This window comes from Arthrobacter sulfonylureivorans (assembly GCF_047607445.1).
In the GTDB taxonomy this organism is placed as follows: domain Bacteria; phylum Actinomycetota; class Actinomycetes; order Actinomycetales; family Micrococcaceae; genus Crystallibacter; species Crystallibacter sulfonylureivorans_A.
In genome coordinates this window covers 1-25,919 of the sequence record NZ_JBLKRT010000010.1, presented here as the reverse complement: position 1 = coordinate 25,919, position 25,919 = coordinate 1, and the positions used below count along the sequence as shown (strand labels likewise).

Here is a 25,919-nt window from a genome sequence, read left to right as displayed (position 1 = left end):
GCACCGGTACCAGCACGCAGATTTTGCTCAACTATAAGTGTCCCACGCCGATCCGGCATCCGCGCACCTTTACGCCAAGGTGAACTGCGGTGATGGCCGGGTGTGTTGCCGTGATGGTCAGTGACCTGCGGCAGCCTTCGTTCAGTAGCCTAGGGCCATGGCATTTTCCCCGAAGGGACTCAATCGGCTCCTCAACAACGCTGTCCGGGCTATCCGGGCCTTGTCCGGCTCCGGCCGCACCGGCGTTCCCGGCGCCTCCGGAACCGGCGGCTCGACGCGGCCGCGCGGGGCTGCAACCGGCAACCGTCCGCAGCCCCAGGGAAGGGGCTCTGGCCGCGGCACAGCGGGCCAGGGCCCAGCGGGAGGTGGCACGGCGGGCCGCGGAATGACAGGCACCGGCACAGCGGGCGGAGGCACCGACTTGCCGTATCCCGGCGACTACCGTGGCTCCGGGACCATCAGCTACTCCCCTGCTGCCGACGGCTCCCCCGACCCGGGCGAAATCGTCTGGACGTGGGTGCCCTACGAGGAAGACTTTTCGCGGGGGAAGGATCGTCCCGTCCTGGTGATCGGGAACCACCGCGGCCGCCTGCTGGCGCTCATGATGACTTCCCGGGACCGCAACAACGCGCGGAGCCGGGACGAGGACTACGTAGACATCGGCTCCGGTGCTTGGGACTCGCAGGGCCGTCCCAGTGAGATCAAGCTGGACCGTGTTCTCCAGCTGGATCCGGAGGCAGTGCGGCGCGAAGGCGCAGTGCTCCCACGCGCCACGTTCGAGAAGGTCGCCCAGGGCATGCGCCGCCGCGGCTGGAACTGACTGCCTGGAACTGACCGCAAGCGGCGTGTCGGCGAAGCGCCGTTCACCCGGCCCGGCCGCCGGCATGTCGGCCAAGCACTGTTCACCCGTACTCGCGGCCGGCGTGTCGGCCAAGCACCATTCGCCCGGCGCGGGCGCTGATCTGCTAATATTTATAGCTGTGTGTCCGCGCAGGTCGACGGGCACCTCGGGCCGGTTGCCATTACGGTGCCCCACGCCGCTCAGTCAATGACCGGACCGAATGCCCTCAAAGACCAAAGTTCCTCAACAACAGAGAGTTATTTCGTGGCCAATATCAAGTCCCAGAAGAAGCGCATTCTCACCAACGAGAAGGCACGCCAGCGCAACAACTCGGTCAAGTCCGAGCTCAAGACCGCTATCCGCGCCGTGACCGGTGCCATTCAGTCCGCCGATCAGGAAGCCGCCAACACCGCTCTGGTTGCCGCGAGCCGCAAGCTGGACAAGGCCGTCAGCAAGGGCGTTCTGCACAAGAACAACGCCGCCAACCACAAGTCGGCGCTGGCCAAGCAGGTCAACGCGCTCTAAAGCGCATCCGGCCGACAGGCCGAACCAAGCCAAGGCCGGAGGCCGTCACCCGTTCAGGGTGGCGGCCTCCGGCCTTTTCCGGTTGTTCGTCCGGTTTCCGGTTCTTCACCCGGATTGGGTGATCCTTCCCCCTGGTCGCCGCGCATAATCTGGCCAGATGAAACGGGCCCAACTCGTCACCGCACTGGCAACAGCAACGATCCTGCTGGCGGGCTGCTCAGGTCCGCCGGAAGGCGAAAGCACCGCAAGCCCAATGGAGACTGCCTCTGAAGCGACGGCCTCCCCGTCGGCGACGACGCAAGGCGCGTTGAGCGGGTTCCTGTGTTCTGCAGACGAGGACGGGGTCTGGCGAGGCAAGGCCAGCCTGACGAACGTCGGTACCGCCGCCAACACGTACACGATCCGCTTCTCGGTAATCCGCACCGGGAGCGAAGACGTCCTCGGCATGAAGGAGGAATCCTTCACCCTCGCGCCTGGCGATTCCACCGACGTCGCCTTCGCCAGTATCTACACCAGCAATGCCTCGGGCCTCGAGTGCGTTGCGCGTGTGACGGCCGTGCCGGCGGCGCAGTCAGGGTCCCCGGCAGAGTCCCCCGAGGGGTCGCCGGAGGAGTCACCGGACGGCAGCTAACCCCGCAGCGCCAGCCAGAGGAGTACCAAATCTCACCCACCGTGGGTGATGCCGGCGGGATGCCGCCTTGAGGTAGGGAAGCGTGAGGCTTTCATGCTCGCTGGGCCCGGACGCAGACCGCCGGGTCAGCCCGTTAGCGACGGGCGCTGGTGGCGATCAGCGTGACGGCCCGTTCCACGGCGTATTCCGGGTCGCGGCCTTCGCCTTTGACCTGGGCGTCGGTCTCGGCCAGCACCTGGATGCAGCGGGCCAGCGCCTCCGAATCCCACAGCCGTGCGTCCCTGCGGGCCTGGTCGAACTGCCAGGGGGCCATGCCCAACTCCCGTGCATTGGCCGAGGCGCTTTTGACCTTGGCGATCTGGCGCAGCTTCATGGCCAGCACGGCAACGATCGGTACCGGATCAACACCGGTTGCCAGCGCGTGCCGGAGGGAGGCCAGTGCGGCGGCACCCCGGCCGGAGATGGCAGCGTCGGCGACCTTGAAGCCGGTTGCCTCCACCCGGCCGCCATAGTACTTTTCCACCGTCTCTTCGGTGACGGCGCTATCGGCGTCGGAAATCAATTGGGAGCAGGCGGCCGCCAGATCCGGCAGAGATGAGCCGACGGCGGACACCAGCGCCTGGGCCGCGGCCGGGTCGATTGCGCGGCGGGCGGCCTTGAACTCCTGCCTGACGAAGTCCAGCTTGTCGGCGTCCTTCTTCATCGCCTGGCAGTCAACCACGGGGGCGCCCGATGCCTTGACCGCATCAAGCAGTTTCTTTCCCCGGGTTCCGCCGCCGTGGTGCAGGACCAACCAGACGTCGTCGGCCGGAGACGAGAGATAGGCGAGCGTATCCGTCAGGAACTCATCGTTCATCTGCGCCAGCGAGGAGGCTTCAATGAGTTTCGCTTCGCCGAAAAGGCTGGGGCTGGCCAGCATGGTGAGCTCACCGCTGGTGTAGGAGGAAGCGTCCAGCTGCGTCAGCTCAAGGTCCGGCTGCTGGCCGCGCAGCAGGTTCCGGACGCGCTCCTTGGCCCGGTGGGCCAGGTACTCTTCCGGACCGCTGACCAGCACGATGGGGGCCGGCTCGACGTCGCGCCAAGAGACAGTCGCGGCGCTCTTTTTGGCGGCAGAAGCGCGGGATCCGGGGGGCGGGTTCACGTCAGGTTCCTCCTTGTTCAGGTCAAGAGTTTCACGTTCCGGGGCTTTTGCCCAAAGCGTCCGGTGCCTACCTGCCGCTGAGCACGGAGAGCTTTCCGCGGTCGGCATCCAGCAGCACCGTCCCCAGTTGGTCGGTCCGCAGCACATGCACGCCGGCGGCGCTCAGCGCGGACAGGATTTCCGCCGCAGGATGGCCATAGTCGTTCTCCGCGCCCACCGAGACAAGGGCTGCGGACGGCCGCAGCCCGCTGATGAGCGCAGTCCCGCCGTTGCGGGCGCCGTGATGGCTGATTTTCAGGACGTCCACGGCGAAATCCGAGCCCAGGCGAAGCGCCAGCTTAGGCAACTGTTCCTGCTCCAGATCACCGGTCAAAAGCATCCTCACCTCTCCCCCGCTGTCCACCCGCAGTTTGATCCCGACGACGAGGCTGGCATCGTTCTCGGACAGGCCGGCGCTGTTTTCCACTGGCCAGTGCACGGCCCAGTCAACCGCTCCGGCCGAGCCGGTTAGTCCTGCCGCGGCGCGTTCGGCGTCCAGCCCGTGCGTCTGGAGCGCGGCGCGGACCGCCTCGGGCAGTGTTTCCTTCGCACTCGAATACAGGACGCGCTCGGTCTGGCGCCCGGCCAGGACGCCGTCAAGCCCGCCGTAGTGGTCAAGGTGCATGTGCGTGAGCATCAGGACATCGATCCGCTCCACGCCCAGCCCGTCCAGGCAGTGGCCCATCAGGTCAGCTTCCGGCCCGGCGTCCACCACGATGGCACTCCGCGGACCGGTGCGGACCACCAGGCCATCCCCCTGACCCACATCGCAGGCTGCTACATCCCACGATGCCTGGGGGCCACTCGGAACCAGAAGCACAACCAGCAGGCCAACTCCACTTCCTGCCAGCAGCGTCGGAATTGCCGTCCAGCACGCCAGCCGCAGAACCCGCCGGCGCGAGTTGGCCCCGCCGTGTCCGCCGCGGCGGGACGTGTTCCCGGATGGCTCGTCCTTCGATTCCGGATTCCTTCCGGAACTGCTGCCGACCGAGATGCGGCGGACGCCCCAAAGGAGTGCCAGGCCGGCCGCAGCCGCACCGGCGGCGCCCAGCGGGCCGCCGGCCCACGGCAGTGCTGCCAGCGGCAGCTCGGAAAACCATCGGGCCACGCCGGCCACCCATAGCGTCATCCATCCAGCCGTGTGCAGCGCCAACGTGCCGAGGCCCGGGATGAGCGGTAGCAGGGCGGTGCCAATCATTCCGGTAATGGTGATGAAAGGAACCACCGGCCCGGCTGCCACGTTCGCCGGTATGGAGTACAGGGCCAGTTCCGGCTGCAACTGCACGATCACCGGCGCGCAGAACACCTGAGCCGCCATCGGCATCGCCACGGCGTGGGCCAGCGGGACCGGAAGGAACCGCTGCAGCCAGCGCGAACAGGCGGCACCCAGCAGCACGAGCGACAAGGTTGCCAGCACCGAGAGGATGAAACTGTAGCTGGCGGCCAACCACGGATCCATGACCAGCAGCACCAGCACCGCCAAGGCCAGGAAAGAGAGCGATGCCCTCCGCCGCCCGCTAAGCACAGCGGCCACCCCGATGGAGCCCATCACCGCCGCCCTCAGGACGCTGGGCTCGGGGCGAACCAGCAGCACGAATCCCGCAAGGCTCGCGACCCCGGCAACTGCCTTGGCCCAGCGCGGTAAGCGCACGGCCGAACCCAGCAGGTAAACGAACCCCAGCACGTAGGACACATTCGCGCCGCTCACGGTCAGCAGGTGCGTCAGACCGGTGCGCCGCATGGCGTCTTCCAAGCCGTCGGCCTGGTGTTCCTTGTCGCCTAGCACCATGCCGGGCAGGAGGCCGCGTGCGTCCGGAGGCAGGGCAACCAGTGCTTTGACGAACTGCGTGCGAAGACCGGAGACCCACGCGTCCAGCGGCGGTGTGGTCCGATCCGCGGGCACCGTCGACGCAATCAACAGCGCCGCCACCGACTGGCCAGAGTCGGCCCTGACCAGGGTGCCGGACGCCCGAAGCCGCTCTCCATACCTGACTCCGGACCACTTCGGGCCGCCCAGCACCAGCACGGGCGTGTCCGCCTCAAAGCGGGTGCCCGCGGACGTTGCCTCGACGATGGTGGCCTTCAGATGGAAGCGCGGTCCGCCGCCGAATTGCTGCGGTGCCTGCACTTGGGACGCGTCACCGGTGGCTACGAGGCGCGCGGTAATGGTTTCCTCTGCGGCGATGGCGCCCCCGATTGGTCCGGCCAACCGTTGTGTCTGCCCCACACCCACCATCAGCGCCAGCAGTCCGGTACAGCTGGACAGCACCAGCACGACGGCGGTGGCTCCCGACCCGCTGCCCCGTCTGCGCACGGGCTGTCGCCTACGCTCGGGGCGCCGCCTGCCACCCTGCCGGCCGTTGCGTGCGTCGGAAGGCGGGCACCGGGACTTTAGGCCACGTTCCGGCGACGGCCGGCTCTTCGGCTGCAGTCTCCCGGCCCGGCGCAGCCCGGTTCGGAACAGCCTCGCCGGAAGCAACAGGCGGGCCGACGCGCCGCCGGCAGCACCCAGGAGCAGGGCAGCCGTTGTCAGTGCCACTCCGGGCGGGGCATGTGGCAAGGCCAGCGCCGCTGCCCAGCAAGTCAATGCGGCGAGTCCGAGGCGGAGGTCCAGTCGCCGGGTTTCTCCCTGCGCTGCGGAAGCCGGATCCGGCGTGATGTGCTTCAGCAGCAGCTGCTGCAGGTCCGCCCGGCGCCTTCCCTCCGACCGGCTGCTATCCAGCGCGCCGGGGACAGGGCCGCGCCCGTCGATTGCAGCGCCGCGGACGGGGCCGCGCCCGTCGTTCGCAGCGCCGGGGACAGGGCCGCGCCCGTCGATTGCAGCGCCAGTTTCCGGGCGGCCAGAGGCGCTGCCGTGCTCCCGTTCACAGGGGACGCTAGAGTCCACCGGCCCGGCCGAGACCGGTTTGCGGGCCGCGTCTGCGTACCGCTGCCACCGTGCTCCGCTCACACCGTCACCAGCTCCACCAGCGCCTCAAGCATGACCGGCCCGATGCCCGGCACCGCGTCCAGATCGGACGGTTGCCCGTACGGCCCGTGCTGCTCGCGGAACTCCACGATCCTCCCGGCCAGCACCGGCCCCACGCGCGGCAACTCCGCCAGTTCCTCGGCGCTGGCCGTGTTGATGTTGATCTTGCCAACAGGACCGCCGGCCGCTCCGCCACCAGCGGCGCCGCCGCTCCCAGGTCCACCAGCGGCGCCGCCGCCGGTCCCGCTGCCCGGCGCCGGCGGCCCGGCATCGTCCGGCGTGGGCACATAGACCTGCTGGCCGTCGGTCAGAGGTGCGGCCAGGTTCAGCGCCTCGAGCCGTGCTTCCTTTCTGGCGCCGCCGGCCGCTTCGATCGCCTCGAACACTCTGGCGCCTGCGCCCAGCCGGACGATGCCAGGCGATGCCACGGCTCCCGCCACGTGGACGATGAGGGGTGCTCCGGCGTCGCCGCCGCCGTCGTCCCCGCCGCCCATTCCGCCGTCAGCCTCGGCGTCTGCTCCGCCGCCACTTTTCGTGCCGTCGCCGCCGTCCTGAGGCATCGCCGGTCCTTCACCGTCGCTGGCGGCAGGCGAATCTCCGCTGCCCCCGGCACCCTCCCGGGTATCTGGCCCCGAGGAAGGGCCGGACCGTAAAGGGATGCCGTCCACAACCGGCGCGGACGAGCGGGCCAGGTCCGCGGTCGCTATCGAAACGATCCCGTAGCCCAGGCACAGCCCGGCCACGACGAAGGCCGCTCCGAGGGCAATGCGGAACCGAGGTGTTCGCTTGAGCGGTGATGCAGCGCCGTCGCGGACGGCTGCTGGAAGCCAGCGGTGTCGGCCCATGCGGAAACATTAGGTCCGCGGCGCGGGCACCTTTCCCGGCCGCTGGGGTGTTCGTGGATGAACCGACCAGAGAGGCCGGCTGTGGAGGGAATGACGCTCAGCTAACCCCGTACAGCGCCGCCCTGCCGCGCAGTCCGCTCCGCGCCAGTCCTACGGCAGCCGCCGGTCCTCGGGGCGCTGCAGGCGCAGCCACTGGTAGCCGAAGCCCTCGAGCGGCAGGCTGCACGTGCCGTCCTCGGCGATCTTCACGTCCGAATCGCCCAACAGGTCCAGCAGCATCACGTCCCGGAGCTTCTCCGCTGGCAAATCCTCCGTCGTCAAGTCCAGCGTGACGGTGGCCGGATCGGGCGAGAGATTGTGCAGCAGGACCATGCTTGACTCCTCCCAGCTGCAGCGATGGGCCAGCACGGACTTCTCCGGCTGCTTGAGGACCTCGAAACGGCCCCAGCCCAGCTCCGGGCACTCGCGGTAGCGCTTGATTAGCATGGCCATGAAGTTCCACAGCGAATCCGGATCCCGTTTGGCCTGTGCGGCGTTGACGAACTGCGGGCTGAAGCCGCCGTCCACCATCGGCGAGATCAATTGTCGGGGCTCCGCGGTGGAGAAGCCCGCGTTCGGGCCGTCCGTCCACTGCATGGGCGTGCGGACGGCCAGGCGGCCCTCGGCATCCAGGTTCTCCCCCATGCCGATTTCCTCGCCGTAGTACAGCACCGGGGTGCCCGGCAGGGAAAACAGCAGCGAGTACACCATCCGGATCCGGCGCGGATCCCCGTCCAGCATCGGGGGCAGCCGGCGTTTGAGGCCGCGGCCGTAGAGCTGCATCTGTTCCTCGGGCCCGAAGGCGGCGAAGACTTCTAGGCGCTCTTCGTCGGTGAGCTTGTCCAGCGTCAGCTCGTCGTGGTTGCGCACGAAGGTTGCCCACTGGTTGTCCGGGTTAATGGCCGGCCTGCCCGTCAGCGCCTTGGCCAGCGGTCCCGCGTCCTGCCGGGCGAGGGACAGGTACATGTTCTGCATGGCGATGAAGTCAAACATCACGTTCAGTTCGTCGCCGTCGCTGCCGCCGAAGAAGGTCAGCTGGTCCTTATACGGCAGGTTGACCTCGCCCAGCAGGATTCCGCCACCGCGACGGCGACTCAAGTAGCGGCGAAGGTCGCGCAGGACCTCATGTGGGTCCGGCAGCCCAGCCCCGTCCTGCCCCACGGTTTCAAGAAAGAAGGGCACCGCGTCCACACGAAAACCGTCGAGCCCCAGTTCCAGCCAGAAGCCCATGGCCTTGGCGATATGGTTCCTGACCTCGGGGTTGGTCACGTTCAGGTCCGGCTGGTGCTTATAGAAGCGGTGCAGGTACCACTCCCCGGTCAACTTGTCCTTGGTCCAAATCGACTGCTCCTGGTCCGGGAACACCACCTCTTTGGAGGTGTCCGGCGGCGGGTCCGACCGCCACACGTAGTAGTCCCGGAAGGGACTGTCTTTGGACTGGCGCGCGGATTGGAACCAGGGATGCTGGTCCGAGGTGTGGTTGACCACCAAGTCCGCGATGACCCGCATGCCGCGGTCCCGGGCGGTGCGCAGGAATTCCACCAGGTCCCCGTGGTCCCCCAACCGCCGGTCCACGCCGTAGAAGTCGGTGATGTCATAGCCGTCGTCCCGCTCGGGCGTGGGATAGAAGGGCATCAGCCAGATGCAGGTGACACCCAGTTCGGCCAGATAGTCCACGCGCTGAGCCAGGCCGGCGAAGTCTCCCACGCCGTCGCCGTCGGAATCGAAGTACGTCTCCACGTCCAGGCAGTAGACAACGGCTGTCTTCCACCACAGGTCGGAGGTATCGGTAATCCTCACTGGCCTCTCCTCGCTTTCCGTCAGGACGGTCCGGGACAGTCCGTCAGCGCAGCTTCGGCAGGACCTCGCCGGCGAACGTTTCGATGAAGGGCCGTTGCTCCTGCCCCACGAAGTGCAGGTACAGTTCGTCGAAGCCCAAGTCCAGATACTCCTGCAGCCATTCCACATGGCGGCCGGTGCTGGCCGAGACGTTGACTGCCTTGCGCAACTGGTCCTCGCCGACATGCTCGCTCACGGCGTCAAAGTGCCCGGCCGTGGCCAAATCTGCGGCCACATGAGGAGCAAAAGTGTTGGAGCGCCACTGGTCCAGGCCGATGTTGACGGCGGCCTCCTCCGACGGCGCCCAGGACAGGTGCACCTGCAGCGCGGCCTTCCCGCGCCCGCCATTGTCCCGGTAACCGGCCAGGACCTTCCTTAGCTGCTCCGGCGGCTGGTTGACCGTGATCAGCCCGTCCGCCCAACGTGCGGCGCGGCGGGCGGTCTCCACGCTGATGGCGGGTGCAATCAGTTCGGGCTTGGGGTCCGGCACCTCCCAGATCCTGGCGTGCTCCACGGTGACCAGACCGCGGTGGGTGACCTCCTCGCCGTCGTGCAGGCGGCGGATCACCTCCACGGACTCCTCCAGCCGCTGCTGGCGCACGTCCTTGGACGGCCAGGCATCGCCGGTGATGTGCTCGTTGGAGTTCTCGCCGCTGCCCGGAGCCATCCAGAACCGCCCCGGAAACATGACGGCCAGGGTGGCCGCGGCATGCGCGATGATCGCCGGATGGTAGCGCTGGCCTGGAGCGGTGACGACGCCGAAGCGCAACGTGGTGGTGGCCAGCGCTGCACCAAGCCAGGACCAGGCGAAGCCGGAATGTCCCTGGCGCTCGGACCACGGCTCGATGTGGTCCGAGCACATCGCGGCGTCGAAGCCCGCTTCCTCCGCCAGTTTCACGTCCTTCAGCAGCTGTGCGGGCGAGATCTGTTCGTGGGATGCATGGAATCCAATGACAGTCACCCCTCCATCCTTACCGAGCCCTGCACGGGTTGTCGAGGGACTGAGGAGTCGCGGAACGCCCGTTCAGGCCAGGTGCGGGGCGGGCGGCCCGACCACCACGGCGATGACGCCCAGTCCGGTATGCGCAGCAAGAACCGACGGCACCGGGGTGATCAGGACGTCGTCGCTGAGGTGTTGCTGCAGGGTTTCCGCGATGGCCCGGCTCTCGGATTCATTGCCGAAATAATGCACCGAGACCCGCGGTTCGTAGTCGAGTTCCTCGATCCGGCGCACCACCAGCTGCTGCAGCCGGGCCTGCGCACGGGCGGCGGTGCGGATCTTTTCCAGCGGGACAATCGCGCCGTCGCGGATGCCCAGCAGCGGCTTGATGGACAGCAGCGAACCCAGCACGCCGGAGGCGGCGGAGATCCGGCCGCCGCGGCGCAATTGGTCCAGGCTGGGCACGTAGAAGTACACGTCCGAGCAAACCGCGGCGGCTCGGGCGCGCTCGGCCACGGTTTGCCGGTCGAAGCCGCTCTGCGCCGCGATCACCGCGTCGATCACGGCGAAGCCTTGCCCCAGCGCGGCACTCCGGGTGTCCACAACTTCCACCGGGATGCCCACGCCGTCGGCAGCCAGGCCTGCGGCCTCGATGGTGCCGGACAGCTCGGCGGAGAGGTGGATGGAGATGATCGACTCGAAGCCCAGCTCCTCGAGCTCGCGGTAGGTCCGTTCGAGGAGCCCCGGCGACGGCCGCGACGTCTTGATGTCGCGTCCCTCGGCGAGGCCGATCGCGAGGGCGGAAGCGACGTCGTCGACCCCTTCCCCGTAGATCTGGCCGGAAATCATCACGGGCATCGGCACCACCCGGAGCCAGTCGGCGGTGTCCGGCTGGTTGACCCAGTCGGCGGGCAGTGACGCAGCCGAATCAGTGACGACGGCGACGCGGTGCCGCGGCGGCTGGCCCGTCCGGGCAGGCGGCTGCTGCAGCAGCCGTTTGGACCGCTGCAGCAGTTGCTCGAGCCAGTTCACGGGTGCCGGCCCGATCAGGCCGGAACGATGTTGACCAGCTTCGGTGCACGCACAATGACCTTGCGCACGTCGCGGCCTTCGAGGGTGCGGATGACCTGCGGCGAGGCCAGCGCGAGCTTCTCCAGCTCGTCCTCGCTGACGTCCGCCGCCACCTCCAGCCGGTCGCGCACCTTGCCGGCAACCTGCACCACGGCCGTGACTGTGTCCTGCACCAGCAGCGACTCATCCACGGTCGGCCAGGAGGCGTTCACCACCGACGGTTCGTGGCCCAGCTGGGCCCACAGGTCCTCCGCAGTGTAGGGGGCGAACAGGCTCAGGATGATGGCCACCGCCTCGGTGGCTTCGCGCACCGCCGGATCAGCCGCGCCGGGGCCGGCGTCAATGGCCTTGCGGGTAGCATTGACCAGCTCCATCAGCTTGGCGATGACCACGTTGAACTTGCCGGCGTCCAGCAGGTCCGCCGCGTCGGCGACCGTACGGTGCGTCACCGCACGCAGGGCGCGGTCTCCGCCGTCGTACTCCGTGCCCGGCGCCGAGGCGACGTCCTGGCCCAGCCGCCACGCGCGGGCCAGGAACTTGGCCGAACCGGACGGCGAGACGTCGGCCCAGTCCACGTCGTCCTCGGGCGGCGAAGCGAAGACCATGGTCAGCCGGACCGCGTCCACGCCGAACTTGTCCAGCTGCTCACTCAGGTCCACGCCGTTGCCCAGCGACTTGCTCATTGCCTTGCCGCCATTGAGCACCTGGCCCTGGTTCAGCAGCGCCCGGAACGGCTCGTCGAAATCGATCAGGCCCATGTCCTTGAGCACCTTGGTGAAGAACCGGCTGTAGAGCAGGTGAAGGATGGCGTGCTCCACGCCGCCCACGTACTGGTCCACCGGCAGCCAGCGCGCCGCCGCTTCCTTCTCGAACGGGCCCTCGGTGTAGTCGGGTGAGGCGAAACGCAGGTAGTACCAGGACGAATCCACGAACGTGTCCATGGTGTCGGTATCACGCCGCGCGGCCTTGCCGCAGTTCGGGCAGTCGGTGTTGACCCAGTCCGCGGCAGCGGCCAGCGGCGACGTGCCCTTCGGCGACAACGCCTCGCCGCGCAAATCGTCGGGCAGCCGGACCGGCAGCTGGTTGTCGGGCACAGGCACCTCGCCGCATTCGTCACAGTGGACAATCGGGATCGGTGCGCCCCAGAACCGCTGGCGGGACAGCAGCCAGTCGCGCAGCCGGAAGTTCACCGTCTTCTCACCGGTCCCGGCAGCCTGCACCAGTTCGATGGCGCGGCTGATGGCCTCCGTCTTGGACAGGCCGTCCAGCTCGCCGGAATTGATCAGGGTGCCCTCGCCGTTGGTGGCGACGCCGGTGACCGCCGGGTCCTCTTCACCGGTGTCGACGACGGCGCGCACCGGCAGGTCGAAGGTCTTGGCGAAGTCCAGGTCGCGCTGGTCGTGCGCCGGGACGGCCATGATCGCGCCGGTGCCGTAGTCGGCCAGCACGTAGTCTGCCGCCCAGACCGGCAGCTTTTCGCCGTTCAGCGGGTTCACCGCGTAGCGGCCCAGGAACACGCCGGTCTTTTCGCGTTCGGTGGACTGGCGTTCGATGTCGGAGAGCGCCTTGATCTTTTCCCGGTAGTCCATCAGCGCATCGTGGTGCTCCGGCGTGACCAGGTCCAGTGCCAGGTGGGCGTCGGCGGCCACCACAAAGAACGTGGCGCCGTGCAGGGTGTCCGGCCGGGTGGTGAAGACGGTGACGTCCTTCGCCGGGCGCCCGGCGGCTTCCTCAACGGTGAAGCGGACGTGCGCGCCTTCGGACCGGCCGATCCAGTTGCGCTGCATCGCCAGCACGCGCTCCGGCCAGTGGCCCTTGAGCTCGTCCATGTCGTCGAGCAGCCGGTCCGCGTACTCGGTGATCTTGAAGTACCACTGGTTGAGGCTCTTCTTTGTCACCGGGGTGCCGCAACGCTCGCACGCGCCGTTGACCACCTGTTCGTTGGCCAGCACGGTCAGGTCCTTCGGGCACCAGTTGACCGGCGAGTTCTTCCGGTAGGCCAGGCCTCGCTCGTAGAACCGCAGGAACAGCCACTGGGTCCAGCGGTAGTACTCGGGGTCCGAGGTGTGCAGCCGGCGGGACCAGTCGGCGCTGATGGCGTAGCGCTTGAAGGAGGCCGCCTGGGTGTCGATATTGGCGTAGGTCCACTCGCTGGGGTGGGCATTGCGCTTGATCGCGGCGTTCTCGGCCGGCAGGCCGAAGGAGTCCCAGCCGATCGGGTGCAGGACGTCGTAGCCCTTCAGCCGCCAGTAGCGGGCCACCACATCGCCCATGGCGAAGGCCTCCGCGTGGCCCATGTGCAGGTCGCCCGAGGGGTACGGGAACATATCCAGCACGTAGCGGCGCTCGCGCGAACCGTCGTCGGCGGGTGCGAAGACATCAAGTTCCTCCCACACGGCCGGCCACTTGGCCTCCATGGTGGAGAAACTGTACTCGTGCTGTTCCGTACCCGACTGCGTACTCACTGTGCTTGCCTCGTCCTCTTGTCTGTACTGCGCACTGGCCTGACTCCCCTAGACACACAAAAGCCCCTCAACATCGGAGGGGCGGGCCGCTGAAGCAGGGCGTGGACCCCGCGGCAGCGGCTAGCTAAGGAGCAGTGCGAACATGGCACCACTTTACCGCACGTTCACAACACATCGTCGTCGATCCAGTCGAAGGTCCGGGTGACCGCCTTCTTCCACAAGCGCAGCCGGCGCTCCCGCTCTTCGGCAGGCATCTGCGGTTCCCAAACCTTGTCCTGCGCCCAGTTGCGGGCCAGCTGCTCCGTCCCTTCCCAGAATCCGACGGCGAGGCCCGCCGCGTAGGCCGCGCCGAGGGCCGTTGTCTCGGTGACCTGCGGCCGCATCACCGGCACGCCGAGGATGTCTGCTTGGAACTGCATCAGGGCGTCATTGGCGACCATCCCGCCGTCGACCTTGAGGCCGGTCAGCGGCACCGCGGCGTCCGCATTGATTGCATCCAGCACCTCCCGGGTCTGGAATGCCGTGGCTTCCAGTGCCGCACGGGCAATGTGTGCCTTGGTGACAAACCGGGTCAGGCCGACCAGGGCTCCGCGGGCATCCTGCCGCCAGTAGGGCGCGAATAGCCCGGAGAACGCCGGCACAAAATAGCAGCCGCCCGTGTCCGCGACAGTGCCGGCCAGCTCCTCCGCCTCCCGTGCCGACGAGACCATGCCCAGATTGTCGCGCAGCCACTGGATCAATGACCCGGCGACGGCGATGGAACCCTCCAGCACATACTGCGGTGCGGCGGTGCCCAGCTGGTACCCGACGCTGGTCAGCAGTCCGTGCGAGGACCGGACGATCTCCTGGCCGGTGTTAACCAGCACGAAGCACCCGGTGCCGTAGGTGTTCTTGGCCTCGCCGGGGTTGAACGCCGCTTGTCCGAATGTGGCCGCCTGCTGGTCGCCGAGGATGCCGGCTACCGGAACATGGCGCAGCAACTGTGAGCCGTGGACCTCCGCGTAGACCTCGGACGACGAGCGGATCTGCGGCAGCATCGCCGTCGGGATGTCGAAGACGTCGAGGATCTCCTTGTCCCACTGCAGGGTGCGGAGATCCATGAACAGGGTGCGGGAGGCGTTGGTGACGTCGGTCGCGTGCGTGCCGCCATCCGGACCGCCGGTGAGGTTCCAGAGCACCCAGCTGTCGGTGGTGCCGAACAGCAGCTCGCCCGCCTCGGCCCGTTCGCGGACACCGTCCACATGGCGGAGGATCCAGGCCAGCTTGGTGCCGGCGAAGTAGGGCGAGAGCGGCAGGCCGGTCTGCTCGCGGAAGCGGTCAACACCGCCGTCGGCGGCCAGTTCATCGCAGATCTGCTGCGTGCGCACGTCCTGCCAGACAATCGCGTTGTACACCGGCTTGCCGGTGCTTTTCTCCCACACCACCGTGGTTTCGCGCTGGTTGGTGATGCCGACGGCGGCGATGTCATGGCGGGTCAGGCTGGCCCGGGACAGCGCCGTGCCCACTACTTCGCGGGTGTTGTCCCAGATTTCCAGCGGGTCGTGTTCCACCCAGCCCGGCTGCGGGAAGATCTGCCGGTGCTCGCGCTGGCCCGTGGAGACCGGGGTGCCGCTGTGGTCGAAAATGATCGCGCGCGTGGAGGTGGTTCCCTGGTCGATCGCCAGTACGAACTCCGCCATCTAAGCCCTCCACCGATTGTCCCGGGCAACTGTGCCCGGCTGCTGTTGAACCTAACCGGCGGCACAGGGCACCGTCAATTGCGTCCCGGCAGTTGTGGGTCGGCATGTGTACACCGCCGCTGGTGCGCCGACCCGGTGCACCCTTCGTGCACCTCCGCTGGTGCGCCGCCGCGTCGCCGGACCCTCCCACGCCGGGCGATCCCACGCGCCGACATGTCCCGGCTGCACTCTGCCCCGCCGTCGTGTCGGTAAAGTCGAAGGCATGGAACCTGCAGGAAGCCGGACGTGACCACCGTGGCCGAACGCGCACTTCGGCGCGAGATACTGCTCGACGGCGCATGGGTGCGTTATTGGGAGTATCCCGGGCACGACGACGGCGCGCCCACCCTGCTGATGGTCCACGGCTTCCGCGGTGATCACCATGGGCTGGAACTGGTGGTTGACCAGCTGCCCGGATACCGCGTGATCGCCCCGGACCTGCCCGGCTTTGGCGAGTCCGAACCGCTGGCCTCCGGCAGCCACGATGTCGAGGGGTACATCCGGTTCCTGGACCGTCTGGCCGGGGAGCTTGACCTGGGTCCGCAGACCTACCTCTTGGGCCACTCCTTCGGGTCCATCGTGGCCAGCCACTATCTGGCGGCGCATCCGGGGCGTTTTCGGGCCGCGATCCTGGTTAATCCGATCAGCGAACCGGCGCTCCAGGGACCGAAGGCCGTCGCCTCCCGGCTGGCCGGGTTCTACTATTGGGCCGGCGCCAAGCTGCCCGAACGGCTGGGCTTTGGGTTGCTGCGCAACCGCATCATTGTCCGGGCGATGAGCGTCATGATGGCCAAGACCCGGGACCCGCAACTGCGCTCCTATATCCATGCCCAGCACGATGCCTACTTCAGCGCCTTCGCGAACCGCCGAGTGGTGCTGGAAGCTTTTCGCGCTTCCATCTCCGCCGACGTCGCCCAGGTTGCCGGCCGACTGGACCTGCCGGTGCTCCTGATTGCCGGGGAACGCGACGACATCGGATCCGTGCCGAGCCAGCGCAAGTTGGCCGCAGCGATACCGGACGCCCGGCTGGAAGTGATCCCCGCCGTCGGGCATTTGATTCACTACGAAACCCCGGCCCCGGCCGCCGCCTACATCCGGGACTTCATCGACGGAATGAGTGCATGAAACTCCTGATTGACGCCAGGTTCACCCGTACGGACCAGTTGGACGGCATCAGCCGCTACGGGGCGAGCCTGATTGAAGCGACCGCCCGGTTGGTGGATGTGGGCATGCTCATCAGCGACGAGCGGCAGCTGCAGTTTTTGCCGGATGTGCCGTGGACCAAGATCAACAGTCCGCTCTCCCCTGCAGAACTTTTCGTGGCACGGCGCGTCAACAAACTGGGCGCCGACGTGGTTGTCTGCCCCATGCAGACCATGGGCAGCTTCGGCCGCGACTATGGCCTGATCCTGACCCTGCATGACCTGATCTACTACTCGCACCCCAAGCCTCCCGGTTTCCTGCCGAAACCGGTGCAGCTGCTGTGGCGGCTTTACCACAAGGCCTATTGGCCCCAGCGCCTGCTGTTGAACCGGGCGGACACGGTCGCCACGATCAGCCGGACCACGCAGTCTTTGATGGAACGCCACCGGCTCACCCGGAAGCCCATCCGGATTGTCTCCAACGCCGCCCAGCCGCACGGCGCGCCGCGTGACCCGGCCGCCGCGCGCGACAAAACCCTGCTCTACATGGGCTCATTCATGCCGTACAAGAACGTGGAAACCATCATCGACGCCATGGTCTTGCTGCCTGACTACCAACTCCATCTACTCAGCCCCATCCGGCCGGACCGGCAGGCTGAATTGGAGGCGCGGGCAGCGGATTCGGGCCGCCTGGTATTCCACAGCGGCATTTCGGACGCCGGATACCAGCAGCTGCTCCGGCGCACCACCGCGCTGGTCACCCTCTCCCGCGACGAAGGCTTCGGCCTCCCGCTGATCGAGGCCATGGCTGCCGGGACGCCGGTGATCGCCAGCGACATCCCCATCTTCCGTGAGGTAGGCGGCGGTGCGGTCACGCTCGTCGATCCGGACCAACCGGCCGACTTTGCCGCCGCCGTGGCAGCCCTGGACCAGCCCGGCGCGTTCCGTTCCGCCTCCGAAGCCAGCATCGCGCGGGCTGCCGCCTACGACTGGGACGAATCGGCGCGGCAGCTGGTGGCAGCAGCCGAGGAAGTCATGGAGCGACGCCGCCGAGTGGGTGTGAAGAACGCGAGGTAACGCGCAAGCCGCCAGACCTCCTCGATGAAGCCTGGTGAGCCTGCACGGTTTTCCTGAGCCGTGAAGCATGCAGCGTGCAGCTCGTGCGGAGAAGCGCGCAGGTGGAGCACAGGCTGTGAGGCCCGCTCGTCGAGGCCCTGTGAAGGCCACACGGTGAAGCACAAGCGGCGACCCCGCATGGAATGTCCGGCACGCTTTCTCTAAACGGTGAAGTACCTGCGGCGACGCCGCGTGGTAAGGCCTGCGTGATTTCCCTCACGGTGAAGAACAGGCGGTGAAGTCACAGTCAGGCCGTCCAGCCAATCACTTACTCGGCGGTTGCACGCTGCTAAGGATGGCGGCTAGAAACGTGGCGGTTAGAACGGTGGTGGTGTGAGGTCCGTGGCGATTCCGTTGTGGACCGCATGTGGTGTGGGTGGATGGGCAGCTTGGTGCTTTCGCCAAGCGTCTTTGAGCCGTTCGTTCAAGTCGCTGATTTCGTGCCGTTCGAGGATGTCGGCGAGCTCCCCCGGCGGGGTGACCGCGAGCGGGTCTGCCGAAGTGCTGTAGGTAAGGCCGGCTGCGGTAGTCCAGTCGATGGTACCGGGGACCGGTTGGCCTGCCTTCGCGTAGCCCGCAGTCTTCAAACCGTGGTGGACCTTGCAGAAACAACACATACAGTCGACATCAGTCTTCCCGCCCTTCGAGTAGGCGTGGACATGATCTATTTCGCAGTGTTCAGCAGCCCTGTTGCAGCCCGGCGCCCGACAGGTCCGGTCCCTGGTACGCAGGAACCGGCGCTGCGCCCTGGTGGGCCGGTACTGTTTGCGGTCAAGCGCGACCACGGCACCGTTGATCGGATCGGTCAGGATTCGTGTGAAGGATGTCCCATCGCCTACAAGTCGGCGTGCCACATCGGGGGCAATCGGACCGTACCCGTCGAGCTCGGCCGGCTCCTCACCGAGTCCCAGCAGCGTCAGCGCCGGAACGGTGAGGCTGGCATGTGCGGCGATCCTCGGGCCCGATTTACCCATCCTCGGCCCCGGTGAAATGCCGGTCAGCAGCAAGTCGGAAAGCACATCCGCCCGCAACTGGGTCAGTGTCCGGGACTCCTCGGCGTCTTGTAATGAAATGGCGGTGGACTGGATCCGGTTGAACGCCGCGACCGCTTCCTCGGCCGGCAGATATGCGTTCAGCCAGGCCATGCCGTCCTCGTCCGGATGCAGCTCGATCCGACGGTCCCGGCGCGCTTTGGCATGGCGGACGGCGATCGATTCGGGGTGTTCCCGCTCGCGCCGCGTCCGGGCGCGGGCCGCAAACTTGGACCGGGTCATCGCGTCCTCCGTCGCGGCCGGCAGCATGACAGCTTCGAAGTCGGTGCGTGCATCCTCAGGCAATGAACCGGCTTGATCCACCAGTGCCTCGGCAATCCCGGCACTCGTATCCCCGGCAGACAGGGCCGCCAGCGTGTTGCGAAAAGGTCCGTGGAGCTTGAGTGCCAACGCGATCTTGTCCTGTGCTGTCCTCCGCGGAAGTCGCAGCGCGTGCGCGGCCTCATCCACCACCGAAGATTCCGCGTCGTGGCCGTTCGGACGACGCCCTTCCGGTTCGTAGGGCGTGGCCCAAGCGTCTTCCTGGCTGTCCAGCGCCTGCAGGTAGAGGGCATTGAGCAGACTGAACTTGTGCGCTTCCAGCCACGCCAGCGCCCGCCCGGTTTCAACCAGCGCGAAGGCAGCCTCCTCGTAAACCATCAGGGCAGGCTCCTGCCGGCCCACTACGTCTAGCAACTGCTGACCGGACAACCGCAACCCGGCACCAGGCCCGCCCGTGCGGGCGGCGGCTGCTGCACCGGAGTCGGCCGCGGCACCGGAGGGAAGACCGGCGCCGCCAGCCGAGACATGCGCGCCAGCCGAGTCTCGTAACCCGATCAGTTCGGGAAAGTCCGCGTCAGTGGGCCGATCGCAAGATTCGTCGTCAAAGAACTCCCGAGGCAGCAATCCGTTCAGCGGATCTACGCATTGCTGATCCAACGAAGCGTTCAGCGACGCTTCCAGCTCTGCCCAGTAGGAATCGGCTTCGGGTGAGGCATCCCAGCGACCCGACATCCAGTCAGGATCCGGATCCACGGGAATCCCGTCTACATCAAACGCCTGCACCGCTGCATACCGGCGCGCCAGCCCCACTTGTGCCTCGCCTACGGCGTCGCGTCCGGAACCGGCTTGCGGCTCAGCTTGTGGCTGGTTGGCGGCAGCCACGTCGCGGGACGCGAATGGCACACTGCCCTGGCCGGGAGTGTCCGGCTCGCGGGATTCCAGCGGTGCGGGTGCCATGCACCTATTTTAGTAGAATGTGACTTCGAACACAATAGGTGTGGTGTAGATACTGCGTTCGAAAAGAGGGTGGGTATCCACTTCAACTGAAGGTGGGCTTCACCCGTCAAAGGTGAGCAACGACTTCATCGAAAGGTGGGCGGTGGAGACTACGAAGGGTGGGCGACGTCCGTCCAAGAGTGCGCGTGATCGTTAGACCAAGGGTGGGAGAGGAACTCGGGAGCAAGCCCGAGTCCGAAAATAGGCCCCCCATTACGCCGACCTGCACGGGTCCGGGACCAAGCAACTAGAGCAAGTCCACACCGTCGCAGCGCACCTGCACGGGGTCGGGGACGCGCTTGGCCGCCAGCGCCGCCTTGCGATGGCGCAACGCCGCCGTCACGGTGGGCCCGTCCTGATAGCTGAAGAACAACAGCAACCGGTGCTCACCGCCCTCCCCCGGCCGCGCTTGAAGCTCGCGCAACTGATGCTCACGCGCCTGCCCGTCATGCGCCTGCCCCTCACGCGTCTGGAGCTCGACCGGGCCGACGGTGCGCAGGCTGCCTGCGAGTTCAAAATCCGCCATGAACGCTTCGATCCCTGACGCCTTGCCGGTCAGGGCCGCAATCCGGACCGCGGGCGGCAACTGGAGCTCGCGGCGCAGCTGCATTTCCCTTGCCGCGGCGCCCGCGGGATCCCAGCGGACCAACGGGGCCACCACTGTGTCCTGGTCGGCCGTGACCACCACCAGCCCTCCCTCCGAGGAAGGCTGAACCAGTGACGCGGCACGGAACCAGCGCCGCAGCACGTCTTCCGGCGTCCGCAAGGACTCGCGGATGAGCATGGAGTTTCCGTCCAGCAGCAGCGCCGCGGCGTAGCCACCGGGGGCTACCGGCTCAGCACCCGGTGTGGCCACGACCAAGGCCTTCTTTGACTCCACAACGGACTTGATGTGCTCCCCGGACGATGACACCACGGTGGCGCCGGGGAACGCCCGCCCCAGCTCCTCCGCAGTGCGCAGGGCACCGATCGCCGAGGCGCGAAGCCGCTGCGATCCGCATTCCGGACAGGAGTAGTGCGTGGCAAGCCGGCCACACCAGCGGCAGGCCGGCACTGCGCTGCGTCCCGACTGCGCCAGCGGCCCGTTGCAGTCAGTGCACCGCGCCGGCGTGCGGCAGTCTTGGCAGGACAAAGCCGGCGAAAACCCGGTCCGCGCCACCTGCACCAGCACCGGCCCGCGTTCCAGCCCTTCCTTGGCTGCCAGCCACGCGGCGTGCGGCAACCGCGCCTGCCGCAGCATCGGATCGCGTTCCTGTTGGAAGGAATCCGCCGTGTTCAGGATGCGTGGAGCGGCTTTCCGCAGGAACGGTCGGGAGGGCGTGAGCGCCGATGCCCAACCGCTCTCGACCAGGCGCTGCGCTTCGCCACTGCGCGAGACACCGCCAAACAGTGCCGCACAGCCGATCTGGGCCGTCCGCAGCAGCAACACTTCGCGTGCATGCTGGTAGGGGGCGCGTTGCTCGATCAGGAGGTCGTCGCCGTCGTCCCACAGAGCTACCATGCCCAGATCCTGCACCGGTGCATAGGCCGCTGAGCGCGTCCCGACCGCCACGGAAACCTCGCCGTGCAACAGCCGCAGGTAGTTGCGGTAGCGGGGCGTCGGGCCGTCCTCGGCGGTCAACCGCACGTACTGGTCTGCGCCCAGTACCCGCTGCAGCTCTGCTTCCAGGCTTGCCAGATCCTTTGCGTCTGGAACAACGACGACGGCGCCGCGCCCGCTCTGCCGAACGCTGGCGACGGCATGGGCTACTTGTGCGGCCCACGACGCCGGGCCGTAGGACTTATGGCTGGCCAGGACCGCTCGCGGCGCGGCACCAGCAGCCAGCTGGGCAAGGAAATCCGCGGCGCCGTCGTAGCCCGCATAGGCTTCGGCAGCTCCCGGTGAGGGCTCAGGCGAACCGGCGGCGTCGGGTAGAGAAGTATCCGACGCAACGGACTCTGCTTCCCGGGCGGCAAATTCCTTGTCCACTTTCGCGACGCGGGCTGGGATGGCTGCGCGCAGCACGTCGCTGACGTTGCCGGCGTAGCGTTCCGCTACCGCGGTGGCCAGCTGCAGCAGTTCGTCGCTGAGTACCGGCTGAGCGGAGACCACCTTGGCCAAGGGGACCAGCTTGACCCCTTCCGGCGCTTCCGACGTCCTGCGGGTGATGAACCCGCTCATCTCCTGGCCGCCGAAGCGGGCTTTGACCCGCGCGCCGGGGACGGCCTCGGCGTCGAGGATTTCCGGCACCAGGTAGTCGAAGATGCGGTCGAGATGTGGCAGCGACGTTTCGATCAGCACCCGGGCCACCCGGTTGGTGGCAGCCGCCGGCGACGTACCGGGAGCATTCTTCGGCGTGCCGAAGCCCTGCAGCAGGCTTAGCTGATGCGGATCAGAGCCCATCGGGCTCAGGCGTTGAAGTAGCTGCGCAGTGCGTCGGCGCGGTCGGTCCGCTCCCAGGTGAAGTCCGGAATTTCGCGACCAAAGTGGCCGTGCGCTGCCGTCTGCTTGTAGATCGGCCGCTTGAGCTGCAGGTCGCTGATGATGCCCAGCGGGCGCAGGTCGAACACTTCGTTGATGGCCTGACCAATACGGGCGGGATCCACCGTTTCGGTCCCGAAGGTCTCCACGTAGATGCCCACCGGCCGGGCCATGCCGATGGCGTAGGCAATCTGGATCTCGGCGCGCCGCGCCAGGCCGGCGGCCACCACGTTCTTGGCTACCCAGCGCATGGCGTAGGCCGCCGAGCGGTCCACCTTGGACGGGTCCTTGCCGGAGAAGGCACCGCCGCCGTGCCGGGCCATGCCGCCGTAGGTGTCCACGATGATCTTGCGTCCGGTCAGTCCGGCGTCGCCCACCGGTCCGCCGATCACGAAGTCGCCGCCCGGGTTGAGGATGTAGCGAACGTCGGTGGTGTCCAGGGAACTGGCCGCGAGCACGGGTTCGATCACGTGCGAGGCGAGATCGGCACGCAGATGGCCCAGGTCAACACCGGCTTCGTGCTGGCTGGAGATGACCACAGAGTTGACAGAGATGGGCTTGTCGCCGTCGTAGCCAACGGTCACCTGCGTCTTGCCGTCCGGACGCAGGTACGACAGGGTGCCGTCCTTGCGGACCTCGGTCAGCCGCTCGGACAGCCGGTGGGCCAGCCAGATCGGGGCGGGCATCAGCACGTCTGTCTCGTCGCTGGCATAGCCGAACATGATGCCCTGGTCGCCGGCGCCTTGGGCGTCGCGCTCGTCCAGTCCGGTGCCCTCGCGACTTTCGAAGGAATTGAAGACGCCCGAGGCAATCTCCGGCGACTGCTGGCCAATAGAGACGGAGACGCCGCAGCGGGCGCCGTCGAAACCCTTGTCCGAGGAGTTGTAGCCGATCTCCAGGATGGTGTCCCGGACGATCTGCGGAATTTCCACGTAGCCCTGGGTGGTGACCTCACCGGCCACATGCACCAGGCCGGTGGTCGTCAGCGTCTCGACCGCCACCCGGGAATCGGGGTCAACACTCAGCAGTGCGTCGAGGATGGCGTCGGAAATCTGGTCGCAGATCTTATCCGGATGGCCTTCAGTCACCGACTCGGACGTGAAGAGCCGCAGATTGCTGTCAGAAGAAGTCACAGACATACCTTACTTGCTGGCGGGGACCGCCACGGAACTGTTGACACGGCCCGAGCGCGCCGGTCATGGGGCGAAACAGAGGGACATCAGGGGCAGGGACGCCGGAACACCCGTTGGACGGCGGCGACTCGGGGCCTTTTATCGGTGCAGAACCAACGCTGCCGCTGGCCCTGCCTTGGCTGGCGCTGCCGCACAGTTACTGTGGCGCCGGCATCGTCAGGACTGGCAACCCCAGAACCTGCGCGGCTGCATTGGCGCAGCAGTGTTGGCCTTGCTGCGCTGGCGCAGCCCGCGGGCGCCGGCAGACGTCAGCCCGAGAGTTCGGCGACGATGCGCTTGATGACCGCGGCGGCGGCGCTGTCCTTGCTGCCGCGGTGCGTCTGCGGTTCGGCGCCGCTGCGAGCCAGCACGGTGATCTCGGTGTCGTCCTGGCCGAACACCAGGTCGCGGCCCACGCGGTTGAGCACCAGCAGGTCGCAGCCCTTGCGTTCGAGCTTGCTGCGCGCGTAGTCCAGCACGTCTCCGCGGTCGTCGCCGGTCTCCGCCGCGAAGCCAATAATCAGCGGCGTGCCGGCGGCGCCGCGCTGCTGCACGATCTCCACCAGAATGTCCGGGTTCCGGACCAGCGTGATGACCGGGTCCTCGTCGTCGTCGCGTTTCTTGATCTTGCTGTCCGTCACTTCGGACGGCCGGAAGTCGGCTACTGCCGCGGCCATGATGACGACGTCGGCGCGCGCCGCTGCTTCAAGCGTCGCCTCCCGCAGGTCCAGCGCGGTCTCCACCGTGCTGGATTTGATCCCGTCGGGGATAGCGACTTCAAGGTGGGCGGCAATCAGTTCGACCTCGGCCCCGGCGGCGGCAGCGGCCCGTGCCAGCGCAACGCCCTGTTTTCCGGACGACCGGTTGCCCAGGAAGCGCACCGGGTCCAGCGGCTCGCGGGTGCCGCCTGCGGTGATGAGCACGCGCTTACCGGCCAGCGGGCCCGGTTCCGCAGCAGGGACGTTCGAAACCACCTCGGCAGCATCCGGAGCAAAGCCGGAAGCAGCGGCGTCCGGCGCACTTACCGCTGACGTTCCCTGCTGGGTGGCGAGGGACGCTGCAGAGCCAGACGCCGCCGTCGGACGCTGTTTCAAGGTTCCATCAGCGAGTCCGCTGGTGATGAACGCGTAGATCTCCGCCGGTTCGGGCAGCCGTCCGGGTCCGGTGTCCTTGCCGGTCAGCCGGCCGACGGCCGGGTCCATGACGGTGCTGCCGCGGCTGCGCAAAGTGGCCACGTTCGCCACGGTAGCCGGGTGCTGCCACATCTCGGTGTGCATGGCCGGCACAAAAACCACCGGTGCGGTGGCGACCAGCAGCGTGTTGGTCAGCAGGTCGCCGGCCAGACCGGCCGCGGCGCGGGCGAGCAGATCCGCGGTGGCCGGGCAGACCACCACCAGATCGGCTTCCTGGCCCAGCCGGACGTGATTCACCGACTCCACGTCGTCGAACACGCTGTTGCTGACCGGGTTCCCGGAAAGGGCTTCCCAGGTGGCGCGGCCAACGAACTTCTCTGCGGCGTCGGTCGGCATCACAGTGACGTCGTGGCCGGCTTCCTTAAAGAGCCGGAGCAGGGATGCCGATTTGTAGGCGGCGATCCCGCCGCCTACGCCCAAAATGATCCGCATGCCTGCCCCGGTGTTAGACGCTGGTGAAGTTACTCTGCGACCTTTTCAACGGGCTTGCTGACCAGCAGGCCCTCGTTGATCTCGCGCAGTGCGATGGACAGCGGCTTCTCGTTCAGCTTGGTGTCCACCAGCGGGCCGACGTACTCGAACAGGCCTTCGTGCAGCTGCGAGTAGTAGGCGTTGATCTGGCGGGCACGCTTGGCACCGTAAATCACCAGCGCGTACTTCGAATCCGCAGCTTCCAGCAGGGAGTCGATCGGCGGGTTGATGATGCCTTCGAGGTTGGTCGACACAAAATCTCCAATTTGTTCCGGAACAATTTCTTCCATGACCTGCTCAGCGCGGGTGCGGAAGAAGTCCCATCAGTGAAACGAGCTCGTCTGCCGCCCGCTGGACATCGTCGTTAACGACGGTGAAATCGAACTCGGGCTCGGCAGCAAGTTCTAGTTTAGCGGTTTCCAGCCGTTGCTGCTGTTCCTCGGGTGTTTCGGTGCCGCGTCCCACCAGTCGGCGGACCATTTCGTCCCAGCTGGGCGGGGCCAGGAACACGAAGGTGGCATCCGGCATGGATTCTTTGACCTGCCGGGCTCCCTGCAGATCGATCTCCAGCAGCACCGATTTGCCGTCTGCCATCGCACGCTCCACGGTGCGGCGCAGCGTGCCGTAGCGGTTCCGCCCGTGCACCACGGCCCATTCCAGCATGTCGCCGGTGGACACCAGCCGGTCGAACTCATCGGCGCCGACGAAAAAGTAGTGGACGCCGTCCTGCTCGCCGGGGCGGGGCTCACGGGTGGTGGCGGAGACGGAGAGCCAGACCTCAGGGTAATGGTCGCGGATATAGGTGGAAACGGTACCCTTGCCGACGGCGGTGGGGCCGGCGAGAACGGTCAGGCGGGGTTTGTCGGACATATCTTCCATCTGTTACTGGGATTCCAAGTGGTCAATCAAGGCACGCCGTTGGTGGACGCCGAGGCCGCGTAGCCGGCGGCTGCGCGCAATGCCGACCGTCTCCATGATGGCGGCGGCGCGGAC

General features: G+C 67.2%; 19 protein-coding genes and 1 pseudogene. 5 read left to right on the top strand and 15 right to left on the bottom strand.

Annotated elements, in window-relative coordinates; all coding sequences use genetic code 11:
- Positions 1-157 precede the first annotated feature (157 nt).
- The 3 genes from ACMX2H_RS06620 to ACMX2H_RS06610 all read left to right on the top strand — a co-directional run bounded on the left by ACMX2H_RS06620 (position 158) and on the right by ACMX2H_RS06610 (position 1,997).
- Positions 158-820 carry a type II toxin-antitoxin system PemK/MazF family toxin gene (locus ACMX2H_RS06620; protein WP_414959750.1) on the top strand — a complete coding sequence of 221 codons (663 nt, stop codon included), beginning with the start codon at positions 158-160 and terminating at the stop codon, positions 818-820.
- A 285-nt stretch (positions 821-1,105) separates the two neighbouring features.
- Positions 1,106-1,366: a 30S ribosomal protein S20 gene (rpsT, locus tag ACMX2H_RS06615; protein WP_414959749.1), complete on the top strand. Its 261-nt coding sequence runs from the start codon at positions 1,106-1,108 to the stop codon at positions 1,364-1,366.
- 157 nt (positions 1,367-1,523) lie between these two features.
- Positions 1,524-1,997 (top strand): hypothetical protein, encoded by a 474-nt coding sequence (locus ACMX2H_RS06610; protein ID WP_414959748.1) that lies wholly within the window; start codon positions 1,524-1,526, stop codon positions 1,995-1,997.
- A gap of 133 nt (positions 1,998-2,130) precedes the next feature.
- On the opposite strand, the gene holA is transcribed toward ACMX2H_RS06610, so the two are convergent.
- From holA to glpK, 8 genes are all read right to left on the bottom strand, one after another.
- Positions 2,131-3,138, bottom strand: a complete 1,008-nt coding sequence (holA, locus tag ACMX2H_RS06605) for a DNA polymerase III subunit delta (RefSeq protein WP_414959747.1) — start codon at positions 3,136-3,138, stop codon at positions 2,131-2,133.
- Between the two features lie 67 nt (positions 3,139-3,205).
- Entirely contained in the window at positions 3,206-5,491 is a 2,286-nt protein-coding gene (locus tag ACMX2H_RS06600) for a ComEC/Rec2 family competence protein (RefSeq protein ID WP_414959746.1), read from the bottom strand.
- A gap of 632 nt (positions 5,492-6,123) precedes the next feature.
- Positions 6,124-6,990, bottom strand: coding sequence for a helix-hairpin-helix domain-containing protein (locus ACMX2H_RS06595; protein ID WP_414959745.1), 867 nt, complete (start codon positions 6,988-6,990; stop codon positions 6,124-6,126).
- Between the two features lie 150 nt (positions 6,991-7,140).
- The gene (locus ACMX2H_RS06590; protein ID WP_414959744.1) at positions 7,141-8,829 is read right to left on the bottom strand and encodes an alpha-amylase family protein; all 1,689 of its coding nucleotides are present in this window, start codon (positions 8,827-8,829) and stop codon (positions 7,141-7,143) included.
- Positions 8,830-8,872: 43 nt separating this feature from the next.
- Complete coding sequence (locus tag ACMX2H_RS06585) at positions 8,873-9,829, bottom strand: TIGR03885 family FMN-dependent LLM class oxidoreductase (RefSeq protein WP_414959743.1); 957 nt, start codon at positions 9,827-9,829, stop codon at positions 8,873-8,875.
- Between the two features lie 63 nt (positions 9,830-9,892).
- The gene (locus ACMX2H_RS06580) at positions 9,893-10,840 is read right to left on the bottom strand and encodes a DegV family protein (RefSeq protein WP_414959742.1); all 948 of its coding nucleotides are present in this window, start codon (positions 10,838-10,840) and stop codon (positions 9,893-9,895) included.
- A 14-nt stretch (positions 10,841-10,854) separates the two neighbouring features.
- Positions 10,855-13,344 carry a leucine--tRNA ligase gene (leuS, locus tag ACMX2H_RS06575; protein WP_414959741.1) on the bottom strand — a complete coding sequence of 830 codons (2,490 nt, stop codon included), beginning with the start codon at positions 13,342-13,344 and terminating at the stop codon, positions 10,855-10,857.
- Between the two features lie 164 nt (positions 13,345-13,508).
- Positions 13,509-15,023, bottom strand: a complete 1,515-nt coding sequence (gene glpK / locus ACMX2H_RS06570; protein ID WP_414959740.1) for a glycerol kinase GlpK — start codon at positions 15,021-15,023, stop codon at positions 13,509-13,511.
- Between the two features lie 285 nt (positions 15,024-15,308).
- Here glpK and ACMX2H_RS06565 point away from each other — a divergent pair, with 285 nt between their 5' ends.
- On the top strand, positions 15,309-16,187 hold the full coding sequence (locus ACMX2H_RS06565) for an alpha/beta fold hydrolase (protein ID WP_414959739.1): 879 nt from the start codon (positions 15,309-15,311) through the stop codon (positions 16,185-16,187).
- On the top strand, positions 16,184-17,281 hold the full coding sequence (locus ACMX2H_RS06560; RefSeq protein ID WP_414959738.1) for a glycosyltransferase family 4 protein: 1,098 nt from the start codon (positions 16,184-16,186) through the stop codon (positions 17,279-17,281). The genes ACMX2H_RS06565 and ACMX2H_RS06560 overlap by 4 nt, the downstream gene beginning before the upstream one ends.
- Before the next feature lie 356 nt (positions 17,282-17,637).
- Here ACMX2H_RS06560 and ACMX2H_RS06555 read toward each other — a convergent pair whose 3' ends face one another.
- The 7 genes and pseudogenes from ACMX2H_RS06555 to ACMX2H_RS06525 form a co-directional block, all read right to left on the bottom strand.
- Positions 17,638-19,590 carry an HNH endonuclease signature motif containing protein gene (locus ACMX2H_RS06555; RefSeq protein ID WP_414959737.1) on the bottom strand — a complete coding sequence of 651 codons (1,953 nt, stop codon included), beginning with the start codon at positions 19,588-19,590 and terminating at the stop codon, positions 17,638-17,640.
- Between the two features lie 286 nt (positions 19,591-19,876).
- Positions 19,877-22,012 carry a primosomal protein N' gene (locus tag ACMX2H_RS06550; protein ID WP_414959736.1) on the bottom strand — a complete coding sequence of 712 codons (2,136 nt, stop codon included), beginning with the start codon at positions 22,010-22,012 and terminating at the stop codon, positions 19,877-19,879.
- Between the two features lie 5 nt (positions 22,013-22,017).
- A complete protein-coding gene (metK, locus tag ACMX2H_RS06545) occupies positions 22,018-23,223 on the bottom strand; it encodes a methionine adenosyltransferase (RefSeq protein ID WP_414959735.1) in 1,206 nt (401 codons plus the stop codon).
- A 308-nt stretch (positions 23,224-23,531) separates the two neighbouring features.
- Positions 23,532-24,887 (bottom strand): bifunctional phosphopantothenoylcysteine decarboxylase/phosphopantothenate synthase, encoded by a 1,356-nt coding sequence (locus ACMX2H_RS06540; protein WP_414959734.1) that lies wholly within the window; start codon positions 24,885-24,887, stop codon positions 23,532-23,534.
- A gap of 29 nt (positions 24,888-24,916) precedes the next feature.
- Positions 24,917-25,180, bottom strand: coding sequence for a DNA-directed RNA polymerase subunit omega (gene rpoZ / locus ACMX2H_RS06535; RefSeq protein ID WP_136785354.1), 264 nt, complete (start codon positions 25,178-25,180; stop codon positions 24,917-24,919).
- Between the two features lie 43 nt (positions 25,181-25,223).
- The gene (gene gmk / locus ACMX2H_RS06530) at positions 25,224-25,796 is read right to left on the bottom strand and encodes a guanylate kinase (RefSeq protein WP_414959733.1); all 573 of its coding nucleotides are present in this window, start codon (positions 25,794-25,796) and stop codon (positions 25,224-25,226) included.
- A gap of 12 nt (positions 25,797-25,808) precedes the next feature.
- Positions 25,809-25,919: pseudogene (locus ACMX2H_RS06525) on the bottom strand (integration host factor, actinobacterial type); the annotation flags it as partial.

What these genes read in the sequence shown, in the direction of transcription:
- ACMX2H_RS06620 (WP_414959750.1), top strand. Translation starts at nt 158, where the DNA reads ATGGCATTTTCCCCGAAGGGACTCAATCGGCTCCTCAACAACGCTGTC.
- ACMX2H_RS06610 (WP_414959748.1), top strand. Translation starts at nt 1,524, where the DNA reads ATGAAACGGGCCCAACTCGTCACCGCACTGGCAACAGCAACGATCCTG.
- ACMX2H_RS06595 (WP_414959745.1), bottom strand. Translation starts at nt 6,990, where the DNA reads ATGGGCCGACACCGCTGGCTTCCAGCAGCCGTCCGCGACGGCGCTGCA.
- glpK (WP_414959740.1), bottom strand. Translation starts at nt 15,023, where the DNA reads ATGGCGGAGTTCGTACTGGCGATCGACCAGGGAACCACCTCCACGCGC.
- ACMX2H_RS06560 (WP_414959738.1), top strand. Translation starts at nt 16,184, where the DNA reads ATGAAACTCCTGATTGACGCCAGGTTCACCCGTACGGACCAGTTGGAC.
- ACMX2H_RS06555 (WP_414959737.1), bottom strand. Translation starts at nt 19,590, where the DNA reads ATGGCACCCGCACCGCTGGAATCCCGCGAGCCGGACACTCCCGGCCAG.
- ACMX2H_RS06550 (WP_414959736.1), bottom strand. Translation starts at nt 22,012, where the DNA reads ATGGGCTCTGATCCGCATCAGCTAAGCCTGCTGCAGGGCTTCGGCACG.
- ACMX2H_RS06540 (WP_414959734.1), bottom strand. Translation starts at nt 24,887, where the DNA reads ATGCGGATCATTTTGGGCGTAGGCGGCGGGATCGCCGCCTACAAATCG.
- gmk (WP_414959733.1), bottom strand. Translation starts at nt 25,796, where the DNA reads ATGTCCGACAAACCCCGCCTGACCGTTCTCGCCGGCCCCACCGCCGTC.